The following is a 16,130-nucleotide window of genomic DNA, read 5'->3' as shown; positions in this document are numbered from 1 at the left end:
TCAGCCTTCCCGTTTCGGCAGGTCGTCCTCGCAATGCAGCCAGGAAACCCGCTCGTTCCAAAACCCGTGCTGGGTGACATCGACCCCGCTCGCATCGTCCAGCGAGGCGACGTAGAGATCGATGATGCCCGGCCGCTTGTCCGTTTCGTAGCTCATCGGCGAGCCGCAATTGCCACAAAAGCCGCGCCGCACACCCGGCGAGGACGCGTAGTGGCGCAGCGTATCGCCTTGAAACGCAAGGTTCTCCGTCGCCACGCAGAAGAATGTCGTCACCGGCGAGGACGTGGCACGGCGGCAGCTTTCGCAATGGCAATGGCCGGTGCTGACGATGTCGCCGGAAAACGAAAATGTCAGGGAACGGCAAAGGCAGCGGCCGGCAAGCTGCATCACGAAGCCCTCCTCTTTCCGAGCATGTCCAGCTCGAAGCGCGCGGAGTTCGAGCGCGGCGTCCAGAGCTGCCGGTCGATCGCCTCGGCGAACCGCGCCGCCATTTCGGCAAGCGCCGCCGGGTTCTTCTCCATCAGGAAGTCGCGCACCCGCTCGTCGAGCACATAGGCCTGGTAGGCGGCCTCGAAATGGTGGTCCTTCACCGCGCCGGTCGTGGCGGCGAAGGCGAACATGAAATCGACCGTCGCGGCGATCTCGAAGGCGCCCTTGTAGCCATGGCGCATGACGCCGTCGATCCATTTGGGATTGACGACGCGGGCGCGCACGACGCGGCCGATCTCGTCCTCCAGCGTGCGCACGACCGGCTTTTCCGGCCGCGACAGGTCGTTGTGATAGACGACCGGCTGCTTGCCGGAAAGGTGCTCCGCCGCCGCGGCCATGCCGCCCTCGAACTGATAGTATTCGTCGCTGTCGAGCAGGTCGTGCTCGCGGCTGTCCTGGTTCTGCACGACGGCCTCCAGGCTCTTCATGCGCGCCTCCAGCCGCTCGCGCATCGGCACGCCGTCGCTCGTCCCGTCATAGGCATGCGCGCCCCAGGCAAGCCAGGCCTCGGCAAGGTCGCCGCGCTCCGTCCACAGCCCCTCGTCCATCATCGTCTGCAGTCCGGCGCCGTAGCCGCCGGACTTCGCGCCGAAGATGCGGAAGCCGGCCTGCTTCAGCGCCTCGTCCTCGGACGCGCCCTTGGCTGCCAGCGCCGCCGCTTCCGCCCGCATGCGGGCAGCGATCGGGTTGTCGGCATCGTCCTCGTCCAGCGCGCCGACGGCGCGCACGGCCCGGTCGAACAGCGCGATCTGCTCCGGGAAGGCATCGCGGAAGAAGCCGGAAATGCGCAGCGTCACGTCGACGCGCGGATGGCGCAGCACGGCCGGCGGGATGATCTCGAAGCCCGTGACGCGGCGCGAGGCCATGTCCCAGGTCGGCTTGACGCCGATCAGCGCCATGGCCTGCGCGATGTCGTCGCCGCCGGTGCGCATGTTGGAGGTGCCCCAGGCGGTGATACCGAAGGAGGTCGGCCATTCGCCATGGTCCTGCGCATAGCGGGTGACGATGAGTTCGGCGGACTTGCGGCCGAGCTCCCAGGCGGCCGGGGTCGGCACCGCGCGGCTGTCGACGGAGTAGAAGTTGCGGCCCGTCGGCAGCACGTCCGGCCGCCCGCGCGTCGGTGCTCCGGAAGGGCCTGGCTCGATGAAGCGCCCGTCGAGGCCGCGCATCAGCGCGGCGATCTCGGCCGGGCCGCAGGCGGCGATGGCGGGGCGGATGGTGGCCTCGATCACATCGAGCACGGCGCGGGTGGCGTGCCAGTTTTCCGGGCAGGCGGTCGCGCGCTCCACCAGTTTGGCGGCCAGCAATTCGATGCGCTCGACCGTGTCGCCCTTGCTGCGCCAGGGGGTGTCGGATTGCGTGGCGAGGATGGTGGGGCGCGGGCCGGTCCAGGGATCGGAGGGGATGCAGTCGAGCGGGTCGAAGGCGTATGAAGCGCTACCCCCCTCTGCCCTGCCGGGCATCTCCCCCTCAAGGGGGGAGATCGGCTGGGAGCCTGTTTCCGTTTTCCCCGCTATTTCAAAGCCAACCGCCTCGGCGGCAGATGGAACAGGGTGCGTGCCCCCATCGATCTCCCCCCTTGAGGGGGAGATGGCCGGCAGGCCAGAGGGGGGTGCGGCCTCCGCAAAAACATCCGCCGCGATCGCCCGCTGCAGGCTCGCCTCGCCGCTCTCGCCGAGGCCGCGGGGCACGCGGGCGAGCGCCAGCGTCAGGTCGGTCAGAAGCCGCCCCTCGGGCGAGACGCCGAAGACGTGCAGGCCGTCGCGGATCTGCATTTCCTTGAGGTCGCAGAGATAGGCGTCGAGCTTCTGCAACGCCGCCTCCTCGCCGTCCGAGCGGGCGATGCCGGCATCGCGGTCGAGGCCGATGTCGCGCACGAGGTCGAGGATCTGCTTCGTCAGCAGCTTGATGCGCCGCGGATCGCCGCCGGAGGCGTCGTAATATTCGTCGACCAGCGCTTCGAGGTCCTTCAGCGGGCCGTAGGTCTCCGCGCGGGTCAAGGGCGGCGTCAGGTGATCGATGATGACGGCGGCGGAACGGCGCTTGGCCTGCGTGCCCTCGCCCGGATCGTTGACGATGAAGGGGTAGAGATGCGGCACCGGACCGAGCACGGCTTCCGGATAGCAGGCCTCCGACAGCGCCAGCGCCTTGCCCGGCAGCCATTCGAGATTGCCGTGCTTGCCCATGTGCACGATGGCATGCGCGCCAAAGTGCCGGCGCAGGAAGGCATAGAAGGCGAGATAACCGTGCGGCGGCACGAGGTCCGGCGAATGATAGGTATCCTTCGGGTCGATATTGTAGCCGCGCGCCGGCTGGATGCCGACCAGCGTCTCGCCGAAACGGGCGAGCGGCAGGGCGAAGACGTCGCCGATGACGAAGGGATCGTCCTCCGGCGCGCCCCAGCGGGCAGTCATCTCCGCCTGAATCCGTTTCGGAAGGGAGGCGAAGAAAGCCTTGTAATGGTTGAGGGAAAGCGTTTCGCGGATTTCGCGCCCGTCGCCCGCCGCATTGGTCGGGCCGGCCATCAGGTGGGCGATCAGCGCGTCGCCGTCGGCCGGCAGGCCTTCGACCGCGTAGCCTTCCGCCGCCATGGCGCGCAGCACCTCCATCGTGCCGGCGGGCGTATCGAGGCCGACGCCGTTTCCGAGCCGCCCGTCGCGGTTCGGATAGTTCGCCATGACGAGGGCGATGCGGCGTTCCGCCGGCGCCGCACGCCGCAGCCGCGCCCAGCCGGCGGCCAGCCGGGCGGAAAAGCGGATACGATCCTCGACCGGATCGAGGCTGACGATGTTGGTCTCGACGCGCTCGTCGTAGCGCGCGGCCGCCTTGAAGGACACGGCGCGGGCGAGCACGCGGCCGTCCACCTCCGGCAGCGAGACGTTCATGCCGAGGTCGCGCGCCGTCAGCCCCTGGCCGGAGGCCTCCCAGGCCTTGCGCGAGGAGCCGGAGAAGACGACCTGCAGGACCGGCGCACCGGTCTCGTCGAGCACGGTCGGCTTGCGGCCGGCGCCGGGGGCGGACACGGCAAAGCTGGTGGCGTTCAGCACCACTTCCGGCCGGGCCGTGGCGAAGGCGGCCCGCACCGTCTCGATGGAGACGGGCTCCTTGAGGCTGGAGACGAAGAGCGGCAGGGCGCGGACACCTTCGGCCGCCAATGCCTCGATCAGCATTTCGACGGGGCGTGTCTCGCCGCTCTGGACATAGGCGCGGTAGAAGCAGATGGCGGCGGTGGGGGGAGCGCGTTCCTCCGAGGCAGGAGGCGCAACACCCCCCTCTGGCCTGCCGGCCATCTCCCCCTCAAGGGGAGAGATTGGCAGGAGGCCGGGCCGTGCCCCCTCGACACCGTCCAGGGTTGCAGCGTCGCCAGATGGGAAGGAAACCGCGGCCCCATCGATCTCCCCCCCGGAGGGGGAGATGGCCGGCAGGCCAGAGGGGGGGAGCGCCGCCAGCGCCTGCCACGCCTCGATATCGATCACGCCCCGCCCCGGCCACCAGATTCCGGCCTTTTCCAGCGGCGTGGCCGGCTCCGGCTTGGTGCCGCCGAAGACCAGGGCGTCGGCATAGGCGAGGAAGCGGTCCGCATTTTCGGCGCCGCCCTCGTTGAGATAGGCCCAGAGGGTCTGGCGGTCGGTGTCGTCGATGCGGTTGAAGGGCGCGAGGCCCTCGTCCGGCCGGTCGTCGCCGGGCAGCGCCACGAGCCTGATGCCGTTGGCAACGGCGGTCGCCAGCAGCGCTTCCAGCACGTAGCGGAAATAGCTGGCGCCGCCGAGGGCACGGATGACGATGAGTTTGGCGTGGCGGGCGGTGCGCTCGATATAGGTATCCACCGACATCGGATGGGAGAGCGTGGCGAGGCTGGCGAGCCGCAGCCGCGTTTGCGTATCGCGCGCGCGATGGGCGGCGGCGATGGCGGCAAGCTCCGTGTCGGCGGCGGAAAGGAAGAGGATGTCGCCCGGCGTCTGGCCAAGGTCGATCGCCTCGCTGCCGTCAGCGATGGTTCCCTTCTGCGCTAGGAGGAGGTGCATGCGGCGCCTCCGCTTTGCCGGCAGGGCAATTGCATATGGATGGAAAACGTTGCCACACCCCCTTCTCTCCGCCGGGGAGAAGGTGCCGGCAGGCGTATGAGGGGGATGTTGGAGGCGCAAACGATCCGTCCGAGCCACCCTCTCATCAGGCCCGGAGCCTGTCCTCGGGCTCGCCTTTGGCGAGACCCGTGGGGGCCACCTTCTCCCCGGCGGGGAAAAGGGGAGAGCGGCAACGTCGAACGCCATATGCGATTGCCCCGCCCTTGCCGGCGTGCCGTGCCGGTGGATCCTCGGGTCGAGCCCGAGGATGACGACAGGAGGAAGGGGCAATGGACAAGAGCCGCGGTTGTCCCTGCCGCGCCGATCGATAGGCTCTGCGGCCTCTCCTCCCCTCCGTCATCCTCGGGCTCGACCTGAGGATCCACCGGCACGGCACGCCCAAAAAGGCGAAACCGTACCTGAAACGCCGAAGGAAGGGACTGCCGCACGCTCATGCCGAAACTCACACCGCCGCGGCGATGGCCGCGCGCACGGCGGCTTCGTCCATGTCGTGCAGGCCGATGACGACGAGGCGGGTGCCGCGGGTCTCGCCCGGGGCCCAGGCGCGCTCGAAATAGTGGTCGATGCGGCTGCCGACGGCCTGGACGAGCAGGCGCAGCGGCTTGCCGGGCACGTCGGCGAAGCCCTTGAGGCGCAGCACGTCGTGTTCGGCGATCACGCCCTTGAGGCGCTCGATGAAGGCGGCCGGCTCGGCGATGGCGGGCAGCTCGACGACGAAGCTGTCGAATTCGTCGTGGTCGTGCTCCTCGCCGTTCTCGTGCTCCAGCTCGTGGTGCGACTTGCGGTTGGCGATGTCGTCCTCCGTGCCAACGCCGAGGCCGAGCAGCACGGCGGCGGCGACCTCGCCGTTCTTCGCCTCGATCATCGAGGGCTTGCGGGCGGTGCGGGAGGCGACCTCATCACGCACCGACTTCAGGCCCTCGGCATCGATCAGGTCGATCTTGTTGAGCACGATGAGGTCGGCGGCGGTGAGCTGGTCCTCGAAAAGCTCTTCCAGCGGGCTCTCGTGGTCGAGGTTCTCGTCTTCGACGCGCAGCGCATCCACCTTGTCGTGGTCGTCGGCAAAGCGGCCGGCGGCGACGGCGGCGCTGTCGACCACGGTGATGACGCCGTCGACCGTCACCTGCGTCTTGATCTCGGGCCAGTTGAAGGCCGCGACGAGCGGCTGCGGCAGGGCAAGGCCCGAGGTCTCGATGACGATGTGGTCCGGACGGTTCTCCCGCTCCAGCAGCTTCGTCATGGTGGGGATGAAATCGTCGGCGACGGTGCAGCAGATGCAGCCGTTGGTGAGCTCGATGATGTCGTCCTCGCTGCAGGCCTCCGCGCCGCAGCCCTTCAAGACGTCGCCGTCGACACCGAGATCGCCGAACTCGTTGATGATGAGCGCGATGCGTTTTCCCCCCGCATTCTGCAGGAGGTTGCGGATCATCGTCGTCTTGCCCGCGCCGAGGAAGCCGGTGATGACGGTGGCGGGGATCTTCTGTTGCAGCATGGCTCAACCCTTCATTTTCAGCGGCAGTCCGGCCGCGACAAAATAGACTTCAGGCACGAGGGCGGCAACCTTCTGGTGCAGCCGCCCGGCATGGTCGCGGAATTCGCGCGCCATGCGATTGTCAGGCACGATGCCGAGACCGACCTCGTTGGAGACGAGGACGATGCGGCCCGGCGCCTGCCGGATGGCCTCCAGGAGGCTGGAGGATTCGGCGGCGATGTCCCGCTCTTCCAGCATCAGGTTCGTCACCCACAGCGTCAGGCAGTCGACGAGCACGGCCCGGTCGGCCCGCGCCACGTCCCTTATGCGCGCGGCGAGCGCCAGCGGCTCCTCATGCGTCTGCCAGCCGTCGCCGCGATCCTCCCGGTGCCGCGCGATGCGCGCGCGCATCTCGTCGTCGAAGGCGCGGCCGGTGGCGATATAATGACGCGAGAGGCCGGTCTCGGCGACCAGCCTCTCGGCAAAAGCGGATTTTCCGGAACGCGCACCGCCCAGAACCAGGACGGCTCCGGGCGATGTCGATGTCATGTCAGGCAGCCTTGGCGATCTTCTCGTTGGCAAAGCCGAGCGAGAGGCCGAGCACGATCCAGAAGAACAGGGTCGTGGCCAGGGCGGCGACGGCGAACTCCGCGCCGAGCACGGCCGGAACGTTGCTGGAGATGTCGCCCGGCTGCGGCGCGCCATAGACCTGCGGCGCCGCGATCAGCACGATGCCGATGACCTTGGCGACGATGTTCTGCTTGAGGAACAACAGGTAGAGGCCGGCCGCCGAAAGGATGACGGTCGCGATCCACCAGACCTGGCGGTCGCCGAGATCGGCGGCGGGGAAGCCCGGAAGCTCCGGCGGCAGGCCGATGGCCGGCAGCATGTGCACGGCAAGCCACCCCGCCGCGCCCCAGAGCGCCCCGTTCGCCACCGTGATCGGATGGCCGGAAACGAGGCTGAAGCCGGCGAGCAGCAGGCCGAAGCCGGCGCCGGTGACGAGGTTGGCGAGCAGCGTGCCGGAGAACCGGCTCATGCCGAACATGATGCCGCCCTCCTCGTGATCCTCGCCCTCATGGGCATAGGCGACGGAAACCGGCGAAAGCGCCGAGGCGACGTCCAGGATGACGGCGCCGAGCGAGGAATGGTCCTGCGTCTGTGCGGCGCCCTCCGTACCGGTGCCGGGCGTGGTGCCTTCCGCGGCGGGCGCGGCTTCGTCGCCGCCCTCGAATTCCTCGGCATGCAGGATGAGCGGAACGACACGGGCCTCCTGGGCGGCCGTCATCAGCACGCCGGAGAACAGCCCGGCCACCAGGGCGGCCAGGAGATAACGAACGATCATGTCGAAAACTCCTTAGTGGCAGGGAAAGCCGTAGGAGTGACGCGTATCGTGGGCCGTGTCATGCAGCACGGCGGAATTCGCAAGGCCCGCGCCGAACACCAGGAAGGCGCCGAGCAGGAGAGCGAAAACGCCGGCGACGAGACGGTCGTTGGCGGAAAGGGTAACAGAAGACGTAGTCGAAACAGCCATGACAACCTCCGTGCAGGCGGCGGGGAAACCTCCCCAGGTCGGACGAAATGTCCTTCGCATTGGCTGGCAGGTCTCCTGGCTCGCAGCGTCCGGCGTTGAAAAACGCCTGCGGGTCGCCCTCGCCTTCCCAGGCTCCGGCATCGCGAAAGGGCGGACGATTCGTAGAGAAAGAGGCGTCCAACCCCTGCTGATCGCGATGCCACCCAGTGGCTTTTCCGGCTGGTCGTCACGGCGCGGGGCGAAGGCACCATTGCCCCGTTCCGCGCAGATCCTCCCGTCCGGATGGGCGTCCCTCGCCACTCTACAGTCGCGGGGTCGGCCATGATTGCAGCGCCCTGGTTGGGTCCGCCGCGTCACATTCCCATTTACTCCCCGATCCGTTTCCGGATCCGGGAACCATCCAATATCCCGGATGATTATGCTTCCGCCCCTGGGAAGTCAATCGACCGGCAGCGTCATCACCTGTGCTGAAACCGCCGTCCGGCCGTCGCGATCTCAATAGCCGGGGATGATCACCACGCCGCCGCCGCCATTGTAGTAGCCGTCGTCGCGATGGTAGCGCTCGTAATAGCCGTCGACCGGGCCTTCGAGCACGTCATAGTCCTGCTGGTAGCGGCGTTGGCGATTCTGCCGGGCCTCGGCATATTGCGCGGCCTGCCGGAGGGCGCGGTACTGCTGGCGGGAGAGGTAACCGTCGGCGCGGTAGCCGGACGCCCCCTGCCAGGCGGCGATCGCGGCGCGGGTGCGCGAACCGAAGACGCCATCGACGCCATAGGTGTTGAAGCCGAGCATGCTCAGCCAGCGCTGCGCCTGCACGCGGGTCGAACGATCCATATAGGCCTCGCGGCGGTCGACGACCGGCTGCTCGGCCTTCCGCTCGGTTTCAGCGGTGGCCGTTTCGCTTTCCTGCTTCGGCTTGGCCGCCTGCCGGGCCGTGTCTGCCAGCGCCGCAAGGCGCTCGCGCGCATCGGCGACGAAACGGCCGTCCGGATATGCATCGAGATAGGCGCGGAAGGCCTTTTCCGAACCGTCGAGCACGGCCTTCTGGAAGGTCTCCTCCTCGCGTTTCGCCGCATCGTCGGCGCGCTCGACGGCAAGGCCGCGGTTCTTCGTGTCCGCGTCCTGCGCTTCGTTTTCGCGGGCGGCGGTGTCGTTCGCCTGCGCAGCCCGTTCGGCGGCGGCCGCTTCCTCGGCGCGTTTTTCGGCTTCCTCGGCAAGGCGGGCCGCCTCGGCGGCCTTGGCCTCGGCGTCGGCAGCGGCCTTCGCGGCTTCCGCCTTCAGCCGTTCCACCTCCGCGGCCTTTTCCTCCGCAAGCTTGCGGGCAGCGGCGGCCTCCTCTTCGATCCGCGCCTTCTCGGCCGCGGCAGCCTTTTCCGCTTCGACGCGCCGGGCCTCGGCCTCGCGCCGGGCAGCGGCTTCCTCCTCCGCACGCGCCTTTTCCGCGGCGGCGGCCTCTTCGGCCTTCTGCCGCTCGGCCTCGGCCTTCAGGCGGGCGGCTTCCTCCGCTCTGGCCTTCTCGGCCGCGGCCGCGGCCTCCGCCTTCAGCCGCTCGGCCTCGGCGGCCTGCGCCTCGGCGAGCTTGCGGGCGGCCGCTTCCTTCTCTTCCGCTTCCGCCTTCAGGCGCGCGGCCTCTTCGGCGCGGGCCTTTTCCGCCGCGGCGGCTTCCGCGCGCGCCTTCTCCTCGGCCGCAGCCTTTTCCTCGGCAAGCTTGCGCGCCGCGGCAGCCTCTTCCGCCTTCTTCGCGTCGGCTTCCGCCTTCAGGCGCGCCGCCTCGGCCTTGGCTTTCTCGGCTTCCGCCGCTTTCTGCGCATCCTCTTCGGCCTTCAGGCGCGCGGCTTCCGCCTCGGCCTTCGCCTTTTCGGCCTCAGCCACTTTTCGCGCCTCTTCCTCGGCCTTCACACGCGCCGCTTCCGCATCCGCCTTGGCTTTCTCGGCCTCCGCGGTCTTGCGGGCCTCCTCTTCGGCCTTGGCCTTTTCCGCAGCGGCCTGTTCCTCCGCCTTCGCCTTTTCGGCGGCGGCGGCCTCCTCAGCCTTGGCCTTGGCATCCGCCTCGGCCTCATCGGAGGCGCCAGTCGCCGGCTTCGCCTTGGCGGCGGCCTGCAGTTCGGCGATGCGCAGGCGCGCCATGGAGGCGAAGGTGCCGTTCGGATATTGCTTCAGGTAGCCTTCATACTGCGCGACATCGCTGCCGGCGGAGACCTTCTGCCAGAGCGAGAACTCCTCCTCCCAGCGTTTGCCGGCGCTGCCGGCCTCCTTGCCGGTCGCAGCCTGGGCAAAGGCGACCGCCGGCTGGCCGGCGAGCGACAGCCCGACGATGCCGGCGATGCCGAGCCGCACCAGAACGGAGCGTGCGAGAGGTCCAGAACCCATATATCCCACCCTTTCGGATCGCGCGAAGGCGCCAGCGCCCGGCGATCCCGGGCGGATTTCCGTCACTCCTCGCACCGAATTCTGGCGCAACTTTGGTGCGGCAGGCCGGCAGCGGAAGAACCCGATGGCTGAACGTTTCAGAAGGCCGGTTTAATCAGCCCGGGCTAAAAGGCCGTCGAGCCAGCGCGGGTCGAGAACCGCCTCCAGCTCCGCCGCCACGCCGTCGAGCGCCGCATCGACGCTCGCCCGGTAATCGAAGCCGCCGCCCTCGATGCCGAAATCGGCAAGCAGCCCGGCGCGGTAGGCGTCGCTCGACAGAAGACCGTGCAGATAGGTGCCCATCACCCGCCCGTCGGGCGAGATCGCGCCGTCCGGCCGGCCGTCGATGCTGACGGGGGGACGCAGCGTGTCCGGCCCGGTGGTGCGGCCGAGATGGATCTCATAGCCTTCGAGCGGCACGTCATATTGCAGGGAGCGGGCCGTGCTGTTGCGCACGGTCTTTTCCGGCGCCATCTCGGTCTCGACCGCCAGCAGGCCGAGCCCCTCGACCTCCCTCTCGCTGCCCTCGATGCCGAGCGGGTCGGTGACGCGGCTGCCGAGCATCTGGTAGCCGCCGCAGATGCCGATGACCCGGCCGCCGCGGCGGCGGTGCAGGGCAAGGTCGCGGTCCCAGCCGGCGGCACGGAATTCGTGGAGATCCGCGATGGTGGACTTGGAGCCCGGCAGGACGACAAGGCCGGCATCGGCCGGAAGCCGCTCGCCCGGCCGCACGAAGACAAGGTCCACCTCCGGCTCGGCCTTGAGCGGATCGAGGTCGTCGAAATTGGCGATGCGCGAGAGGACCGGCACGGCGACCTTCAGCGCCCTGCCGCCGCCCCTGGCGAGCCGCTCCAGCACCACCGAATCCTCAGCCGGCAGGCGCGCCGCCTCTCTCAGCCAGGGCACGACGCCGAAACAGCGCCAGCCGGTGAAGCGGGCGATCTCGGCAAGGCCGCTGTCGAACAGCGTCACATCGCCCCGGAACTTGTTGATGAGATAGCCGGCGACCATGCGCCGGTCCTCTTCCGGCAGGATGGCGTGGGTACCGACCAGCGAGGCGATGACGCCGCCGCGGTCGATGTCGCCGACGAGCACGACCGGCACGCCGGCGCGCGTGGCAAAACCCATATTGGCGATGTCCCCGGCCCGGAGGTTGATTTCCGCCGGCGAGCCCGCGCCCTCGACGACGACGAGATCGGCGCCGTCCGCGATCGTCTCGAAGCTTTCCATGACGGCGCCCATCAGCTTCGGCTTCAGCGCCTGGTAGTCGCGCCCCTTCGCCTGGCCGAACACCCTGCCCTGCACGATGATCTGGCTGCCGACGTCCGATTGCGGCTTCAGGAGCACCGGGTTCATGTGCACGGAGGACGGCACGCGGGCCGCCAGCGACTGCAGCCACTGGGCCCGGCCGATCTCGCCACCGTCGGCCGAGACGGCGGCATTGTTCGACATGTTCTGCGGCTTGAAGGGCCGCACCTTCAGCCCGCGATTGGCGGCAATGCGGCAGAGCCCCGCCACCAATACCGTTTTTCCGACATCCGAGCCGGTGCCCTGGAGCATGATCGTTCTGGTCATGCGGCCCTCGTAGCATTCCCGTTCGTCACCGAAAAGCCCTGACTTACCGCAATCTTGCCGCAATCTTCGCCCGGCCGGCGCCGCTTTTTCCCGGAAGGTCGCCATGCGCCGGGAGCATGGCTGTCATGCTGTCCTTTTTGCGACATATCGCGCCGTGAACGACCATGGCTTTCCGTCCGGAGAACGCCTATATCAACGCCATCACACAGCCGAGGCGCGTGGCTTCGGGTTTCAAGGACAAAGACAATGCTGTTCATCTTCAGCAAGCCGAACTTCGTACAGATCGCCTGGAACGGCGAAGCCCCCCAGAGCCAGTCCCGCGTGCGCAACGTCGTCATGGACGCGCCGCTCGGCCCGCTCGGCTTCATCCGCACGCGCAACGTCGGCTGATCCTTCGAGCGCGACGTCAGGTCCCGCTCGCATCCAGCGCCGTCTCTCTCCGGGAGGCGGCGTTTTTTATTGGCTTTCGCAGCCCTGAAACGGCGAAAGCCGTGCATCCCTTCCGGTGATGCACGGCTTGCCAAAATACGCATGGCGGCGTCCGACAAGAACGCGTCGGAGCCCAGGCACCCCGGTACGCAATACCTTTCCGGAGCAGGCGGCGGTGTCCCCCGCCGTGAAAGAACCAATAGCGGCACATCCTTACCGGACCGTTATCGGAAGCTTAAGCAAAGGTGAATCACGAACTTTTTTGAAAATTTTTGCGATAATTGATCGAAGGCCCGAAGCGGCGCATTCGGGACAGGATTTGTCCGCTTTCAGCGACCATCGCACCCGCCCTCACGAATTGCACCCTGATCATTTGCCCTGATGCGAGCAAACGCCCATTTTTTCCACCGCAAGGTTGCTGGAATTTCAGCCTTTCGACCCTCCGGGACAGCCCGGCGGCCATGGCCTGGCCGCACAGGAGGTTGATTTCTCTATGAGAACCCGTAGGCTGCCCTTGTGACGCACGAAGATAGGTCGCCGGTGACAGGGTTCCGCCGGCAAACCAGAAAAAGGCTCGGCGTCGCTGCAGCAGGGGGATTGGCTCGCCTCACCTGGCATCGGATCCCCGTGGCTGTCGCAAAACTTTCGGGCAGTCGGGACAACGCAGTAGCCTGCGCTGCCTTCCGGGTTGATCGCTGCATCCAAGACTGGGAGGTCTTAATCCATGAAGAAGCTCCTTGCTTCAACCATCCTTGCTGCCGGCCTTTACGGCTTTGCCGGTTCTGCCCAGGCGGCAGACTGCGGCGAGGTCTCGATCGCCGAGATGAACTGGGCCTCGGCGGGCGTTGCCGCGCATGTCGACAAGCTCATCCTCGAAAACGGCTATGGCTGCACCGTCACGCTGGTGACCGGCGACACGATGCCGACCTTCACCTCCATGAACGAGAAGGGCGAGCCGGACGTCGCGCCCGAAATGTGGGTCAACGCCGTGCGCACGCCGCTCGACGCGGCGATCGCCGAAGGCCGCCTGATCCAGCTCGCGCCGCTGCTTTCGGAAGGCGGCGTCGAGGGCTGGTGGATCCCGAAATTCCTCGCCGACGCGCATCCCGACATCAAGACCGTGCAGGACGCGCTGAAGCATCCGGAACTCTTCCCCGCGCCGGAAGACTCCTCCAAGGGCGCCGTGCACAATTGCCCCTCGGGCTGGAACTGCCAGGTCTCGACGGACAATCTCTACCGCGCGCTGGATGCGGACAAGGACGGCTTCACGCTCGTCGACACGGGCTCGGCGGCGGGTCTCGACGGCTCGATCGCCAACGCCTTCGAGAAGAAGAGCGGCTGGCTCGGCTACTACTGGGCGCCCACCGCCATTCTCGGCAAGTACGAGATGACGAAGCTCTCCTTCGGCGTCGAACACGACAAGGCCGACTGGGACGCCTGCACCGCCGTGCCGGACTGCCCCAACCCCAAGGTCAACTCCTATCCGACCTCCGACGTGTTCACCGTCGTGACCAAGGCCTTCTCCGAAAAGGCCGGCGTTGCCATGGACTACATGAAGACGCGCCAGTGGGACAACGGCACGGTCGGCAAGGTGCTTGCCTGGATGGACGAGAACCAGGGCACGAACGAGGACGCCGCCAAGCATTTCCTCGAAACCTATCCGGACATGTGGACCAAGTGGGTCGCTCCGGATATCGCGGAAAAGGTCAAGGCCGCGCTCTGACGACGGCCTGCCGGCAGCCCTTTGCGGCTGCCGGCTTTCCGGCGACCTGAACGAGGGTGCAGGCAAACCGCCCGACGCCCGCTCAAGAAACTGCAGAGGTCGCAAACAGCACAGTATCAGGCAGCCGTTCGTGAGAAGACGGACTGCAAGCCGGGAACCAGAACAAGAATATCCCTGTGCGCGCCGTCCCGTTCGCAAGGCAAGAAAACGCTCTTGCAGAACGGGACAATAACTTCCGGTAGAAGAGGGGAAGAGGATGGCAGGCCTATGCGAACTGTTGCCAGGCTTTCTTTGCAAGTTTCCAGCCTTCAGTGACGCGAGTATCCGCGGCGCAAGAAAAGTCATCGACGACGGCTTCAAGAGCCTCGTCAGGAGCTATGTCAACATCATCGATGCGATGGTCCAGCCATTGCAGTGGTTTCTGAACTATCTGGAGCGGCTGTTCGTCAGCTCGCCCTGGCCGATCATCCTGATCGCGATGCTGGCCATCGTCTATTTCGGCAGCCGCAACATCAAGATCACCATCGGCACCGCCGCCTCCATGTGCGCCATCGGGCTATTGGGCCTGTGGAACGACACGATGGTGACGCTCGCCATGGTGACGGTCTGTACGCTGATCGCCGTCATCGTCGGCATCCCGATCGGCATTCTCATGGCCCGCTCCGACCGGGTGCAGGCCTTCGTCAACCCGATCCTCGACGTGATGCAGACGATGCCGAGCTTCGTCTACCTCATCCCCGTCGTCATGATCTTCGGCATCGGCAAGGTGCCGGGCCTCATCGCGGTCGTCATCTATGCCGTGCCGCCGATGATCCGCCTCACCAATCTCGGCATCCGCCTCGTCGACAAGGAGGTGCTGGAAGCGGCCGACGCCTTCGGCTCCTCCGGCTGGCAGAAGCTGAGGAACGTGCAGATGCCGCTCGCCCTGCCCACCATCATGGCCGGCATCAACCAGACCATCATGATGTCGCTCGCCATGGTCGTGGTCGCCTCGATGGTCGGCGTCGGGGGGCTCGGCAAGAACGTGCTCCAGGCCATCAACAACCAGTTCTTCACGGTCGGGTTCCTCAACGGGTTCGCGCTCGTGGCCATCGCCATCATCTTTGACCGTACAAGCCAGGCCTATGGCAAGCGGCTGCAGAAGCATTCGGAGGTAATTCATGGTTAGTCATGCAATCGAGGTCCGCAATCTCTACAAGATCTTCGGACCCCGCGGCGGCGACTATGTCGATGCGGTCAAGAACGGCCTCGGCAAGGCCGAGCTGAACCAGAAATACGGCCATGTGCTGGGCTTGCGCGACATCAACATCTCCATGCCCGCCGGCGGCATCATGGTGGTGATGGGCCTGTCCGGCTCGGGAAAATCGACGCTGATCCGCCACATCAACCGGCTGATCGACCCCACCGCCGGCGAGGTGCTCTACGACGGCGTCGACGTCTGCCGGATGAGCGAGAACGACCTGCGCGAATTCCGCCGCCACAAGACGGCGATGGTGTTCCAGAAATTCGCGCTGCTGCCGCACCGCACGGTCCTGGAAAACACCGTCTACGGCCTTGAGATCCAGGGCGTGGCGCAGGCGGAGCGCGAGAAGCGCGCCAAGCAGTGGATCGCCCGCGTCGGCCTTGCCGGCTTCGAGAACCACTATCCGAACCAGCTTTCGGGCGGCATGCAGCAGCGCGTGGGCCTTGCCCGGGCGCTGACCAACGATGCCGACATCCTCTTGATGGACGAAGCCTATTCGGCGCTCGACCCCTTGATCCGCGTCGACATGCAGACCGTGCTGCTCGACCTGCAGAAGGAGCTGAAGAAGACCGTCGTCTTCATCACCCACGATCTCGACGAGGCGCTGCGCCTCGGCGACAAGATCGCGATCCTGCGCGACGGCATGGTCGTGCAGCAGGGCACCGGCCAGGAGATCGTGCTGAATCCGGCGGACGAATACATCACGGCCTTCGTCAAGGAGGTGAACCGCGGCCGCGTCGTCAACGTCGAGACGATCATGGCGCCGCTCTCGGGCAATCCCGAGGGCATGCCGATCGCCAAGGGCACGGTGCTCGAAATGGCCGCCCGCGCCATGACGGCGGCCAACCAGACGCTCGCCCATGTCGTCGACGAGGCGGGCCGGCCGATCGGCGCGATCAGCCTCAGCGCCATCATCTCCAGCATGGTGACGCCGACCAGCCACGAAGCGAAGGCGGCCTGAACGTCCACAGACGAACAAAGAGGGCGCCCCGGGGCGCCCTCTCCTCGTTTGGGAATGGGCCTGCTCCCTCTCCTCTCCTCACCCTCTTCTCTTCTCTTCTCTCCTATCCTCTCCTCACCCCTTTCCCTCTCCTCCGTCACCCTCGGGCCTGACCCGAGGGTCCACACGGCACTCGCGGCTGTGGATGGTCGGGTCAAGCCCGACCATGACG

The 16,130-nt window shown here is 67.1% G+C and carries 12 protein-coding genes and 1 riboswitch; of the genes, 4 read left to right on the top strand and 8 right to left on the bottom strand.

Annotated features, from left to right (window positions below; translation table 11 throughout):
• The 8 genes from MUU56_RS22600 to MUU56_RS22565 all read right to left on the bottom strand — a co-directional run bounded on the left by MUU56_RS22600 (position 1) and on the right by MUU56_RS22565 (position 11,563).
• The gene (locus MUU56_RS22600) at positions 1 to 387 is read right to left on the bottom strand and encodes a GFA family protein (RefSeq protein ID WP_244769675.1); all 387 of its coding nucleotides are present in this window, start codon (positions 385 to 387) and stop codon (positions 1 to 3) included.
• Positions 387 to 4,514, bottom strand: a complete 4,128-nt coding sequence (gene cobN / locus MUU56_RS22595; RefSeq protein WP_244769524.1) for a cobaltochelatase subunit CobN — start codon at positions 4,512 to 4,514, stop codon at positions 387 to 389. Before cobN ends, MUU56_RS22600 begins: the two co-directional genes overlap by 1 nt.
• 502 nt (positions 4,515 to 5,016) lie before the next feature.
• Positions 5,017 to 6,066 (bottom strand): cobalamin biosynthesis protein CobW, encoded by a 1,050-nt coding sequence (cobW, locus tag MUU56_RS22590; protein WP_244769523.1) that lies wholly within the window; start codon positions 6,064 to 6,066, stop codon positions 5,017 to 5,019.
• 3 nt (positions 6,067 to 6,069) lie between these two features.
• Positions 6,070 to 6,594, bottom strand: coding sequence for a bifunctional adenosylcobinamide kinase/adenosylcobinamide-phosphate guanylyltransferase (gene cobU / locus MUU56_RS22585; protein ID WP_244769522.1), 525 nt, complete (start codon positions 6,592 to 6,594; stop codon positions 6,070 to 6,072).
• A gap of 1 nt (position 6,595) precedes the next feature.
• Positions 6,596 to 7,390, bottom strand: a complete 795-nt coding sequence (locus MUU56_RS22580; protein WP_244769521.1) for a CbtA family protein — start codon at positions 7,388 to 7,390, stop codon at positions 6,596 to 6,598.
• A 12-nt stretch (positions 7,391 to 7,402) separates the two neighbouring features.
• Positions 7,403 to 7,579 carry a CbtB domain-containing protein gene (locus MUU56_RS22575; protein ID WP_050743285.1) on the bottom strand — a complete coding sequence of 59 codons (177 nt, stop codon included), beginning with the start codon at positions 7,577 to 7,579 and terminating at the stop codon, positions 7,403 to 7,405.
• Between the two features lie 48 nt (positions 7,580 to 7,627).
• Positions 7,628 to 7,995: riboswitch (cobalamin riboswitch) on the bottom strand.
• Positions 7,996 to 8,074: 79 nt separating this feature from the next.
• Complete coding sequence (locus MUU56_RS22570; protein ID WP_244769520.1) at positions 8,075 to 9,949, bottom strand: peptidoglycan-binding domain-containing protein; 1,875 nt, start codon at positions 9,947 to 9,949, stop codon at positions 8,075 to 8,077.
• A 150-nt stretch (positions 9,950 to 10,099) separates the two neighbouring features.
• Positions 10,100 to 11,563 carry a cobyric acid synthase gene (locus MUU56_RS22565; RefSeq protein ID WP_244769519.1) on the bottom strand — a complete coding sequence of 488 codons (1,464 nt, stop codon included), beginning with the start codon at positions 11,561 to 11,563 and terminating at the stop codon, positions 10,100 to 10,102.
• A gap of 246 nt (positions 11,564 to 11,809) precedes the next feature.
• Here MUU56_RS22565 and MUU56_RS22560 point away from each other — a divergent pair, with 246 nt between their 5' ends.
• From MUU56_RS22560 to MUU56_RS22545, 4 genes are all read left to right on the top strand, one after another.
• Positions 11,810 to 11,953 (top strand): hypothetical protein, encoded by a 144-nt coding sequence (locus MUU56_RS22560; protein WP_023517380.1) that lies wholly within the window; start codon positions 11,810 to 11,812, stop codon positions 11,951 to 11,953.
• A 763-nt stretch (positions 11,954 to 12,716) separates the two neighbouring features.
• Entirely contained in the window at positions 12,717 to 13,715 is a 999-nt protein-coding gene (locus tag MUU56_RS22555) for an ABC transporter substrate-binding protein (RefSeq protein WP_244769518.1), read from the top strand.
• A 256-nt stretch (positions 13,716 to 13,971) separates the two neighbouring features.
• On the top strand, positions 13,972 to 14,883 hold the full coding sequence (locus tag MUU56_RS22550; RefSeq protein ID WP_244769517.1) for an ABC transporter permease: 912 nt from the start codon (positions 13,972 to 13,974) through the stop codon (positions 14,881 to 14,883).
• On the top strand, positions 14,876 to 15,919 hold the full coding sequence (locus MUU56_RS22545; RefSeq protein ID WP_244769516.1) for a quaternary amine ABC transporter ATP-binding protein: 1,044 nt from the start codon (positions 14,876 to 14,878) through the stop codon (positions 15,917 to 15,919). Before MUU56_RS22550 ends, MUU56_RS22545 begins: the two co-directional genes overlap by 8 nt.
• The last annotated feature ends 211 nt before the right edge of the window (positions 15,920 to 16,130 follow it).

It is taken from the genome of Shinella yambaruensis (genome assembly GCF_022899355.1).
Lineage (GTDB): Bacteria > Pseudomonadota > Alphaproteobacteria > Rhizobiales > Rhizobiaceae > Shinella > Shinella yambaruensis.
The sequence above is the reverse complement of the archived record's forward strand: the minus strand, read 5'-3'. Positions and strand labels throughout refer to the sequence as shown.

Excerpts from the sequence above, each read along its gene's own strand:
- MUU56_RS22600 (WP_244769675.1), bottom strand. The coding sequence starts at position 387 with ATGCAGCTTGCCGGCCGCTGCCTTTGCCGTTCCCTGACATTTTCGTTT.
- cobN (WP_244769524.1), bottom strand. The coding sequence starts at position 4,514 with ATGCACCTCCTCCTAGCGCAGAAGGGAACCATCGCTGACGGCAGCGAG.
- cobW (WP_244769523.1), bottom strand. The coding sequence starts at position 6,066 with ATGCTGCAACAGAAGATCCCCGCCACCGTCATCACCGGCTTCCTCGGC.
- cobU (WP_244769522.1), bottom strand. The coding sequence starts at position 6,594 with ATGACATCGACATCGCCCGGAGCCGTCCTGGTTCTGGGCGGTGCGCGT.
- MUU56_RS22580 (WP_244769521.1), bottom strand. The coding sequence starts at position 7,390 with ATGATCGTTCGTTATCTCCTGGCCGCCCTGGTGGCCGGGCTGTTCTCC.
- MUU56_RS22575 (WP_050743285.1), bottom strand. The coding sequence starts at position 7,579 with ATGGCTGTTTCGACTACGTCTTCTGTTACCCTTTCCGCCAACGACCGT.
- MUU56_RS22570 (WP_244769520.1), bottom strand. The coding sequence starts at position 9,949 with ATGGGTTCTGGACCTCTCGCACGCTCCGTTCTGGTGCGGCTCGGCATC.
- MUU56_RS22565 (WP_244769519.1), bottom strand. The coding sequence starts at position 11,563 with ATGACCAGAACGATCATGCTCCAGGGCACCGGCTCGGATGTCGGAAAA.
- MUU56_RS22560 (WP_023517380.1), top strand. The coding sequence starts at position 11,810 with ATGCTGTTCATCTTCAGCAAGCCGAACTTCGTACAGATCGCCTGGAAC.
- MUU56_RS22555 (WP_244769518.1), top strand. The coding sequence starts at position 12,717 with ATGAAGAAGCTCCTTGCTTCAACCATCCTTGCTGCCGGCCTTTACGGC.
- MUU56_RS22550 (WP_244769517.1), top strand. The coding sequence starts at position 13,972 with ATGGCAGGCCTATGCGAACTGTTGCCAGGCTTTCTTTGCAAGTTTCCA.
- MUU56_RS22545 (WP_244769516.1), top strand. The coding sequence starts at position 14,876 with ATGGTTAGTCATGCAATCGAGGTCCGCAATCTCTACAAGATCTTCGGA.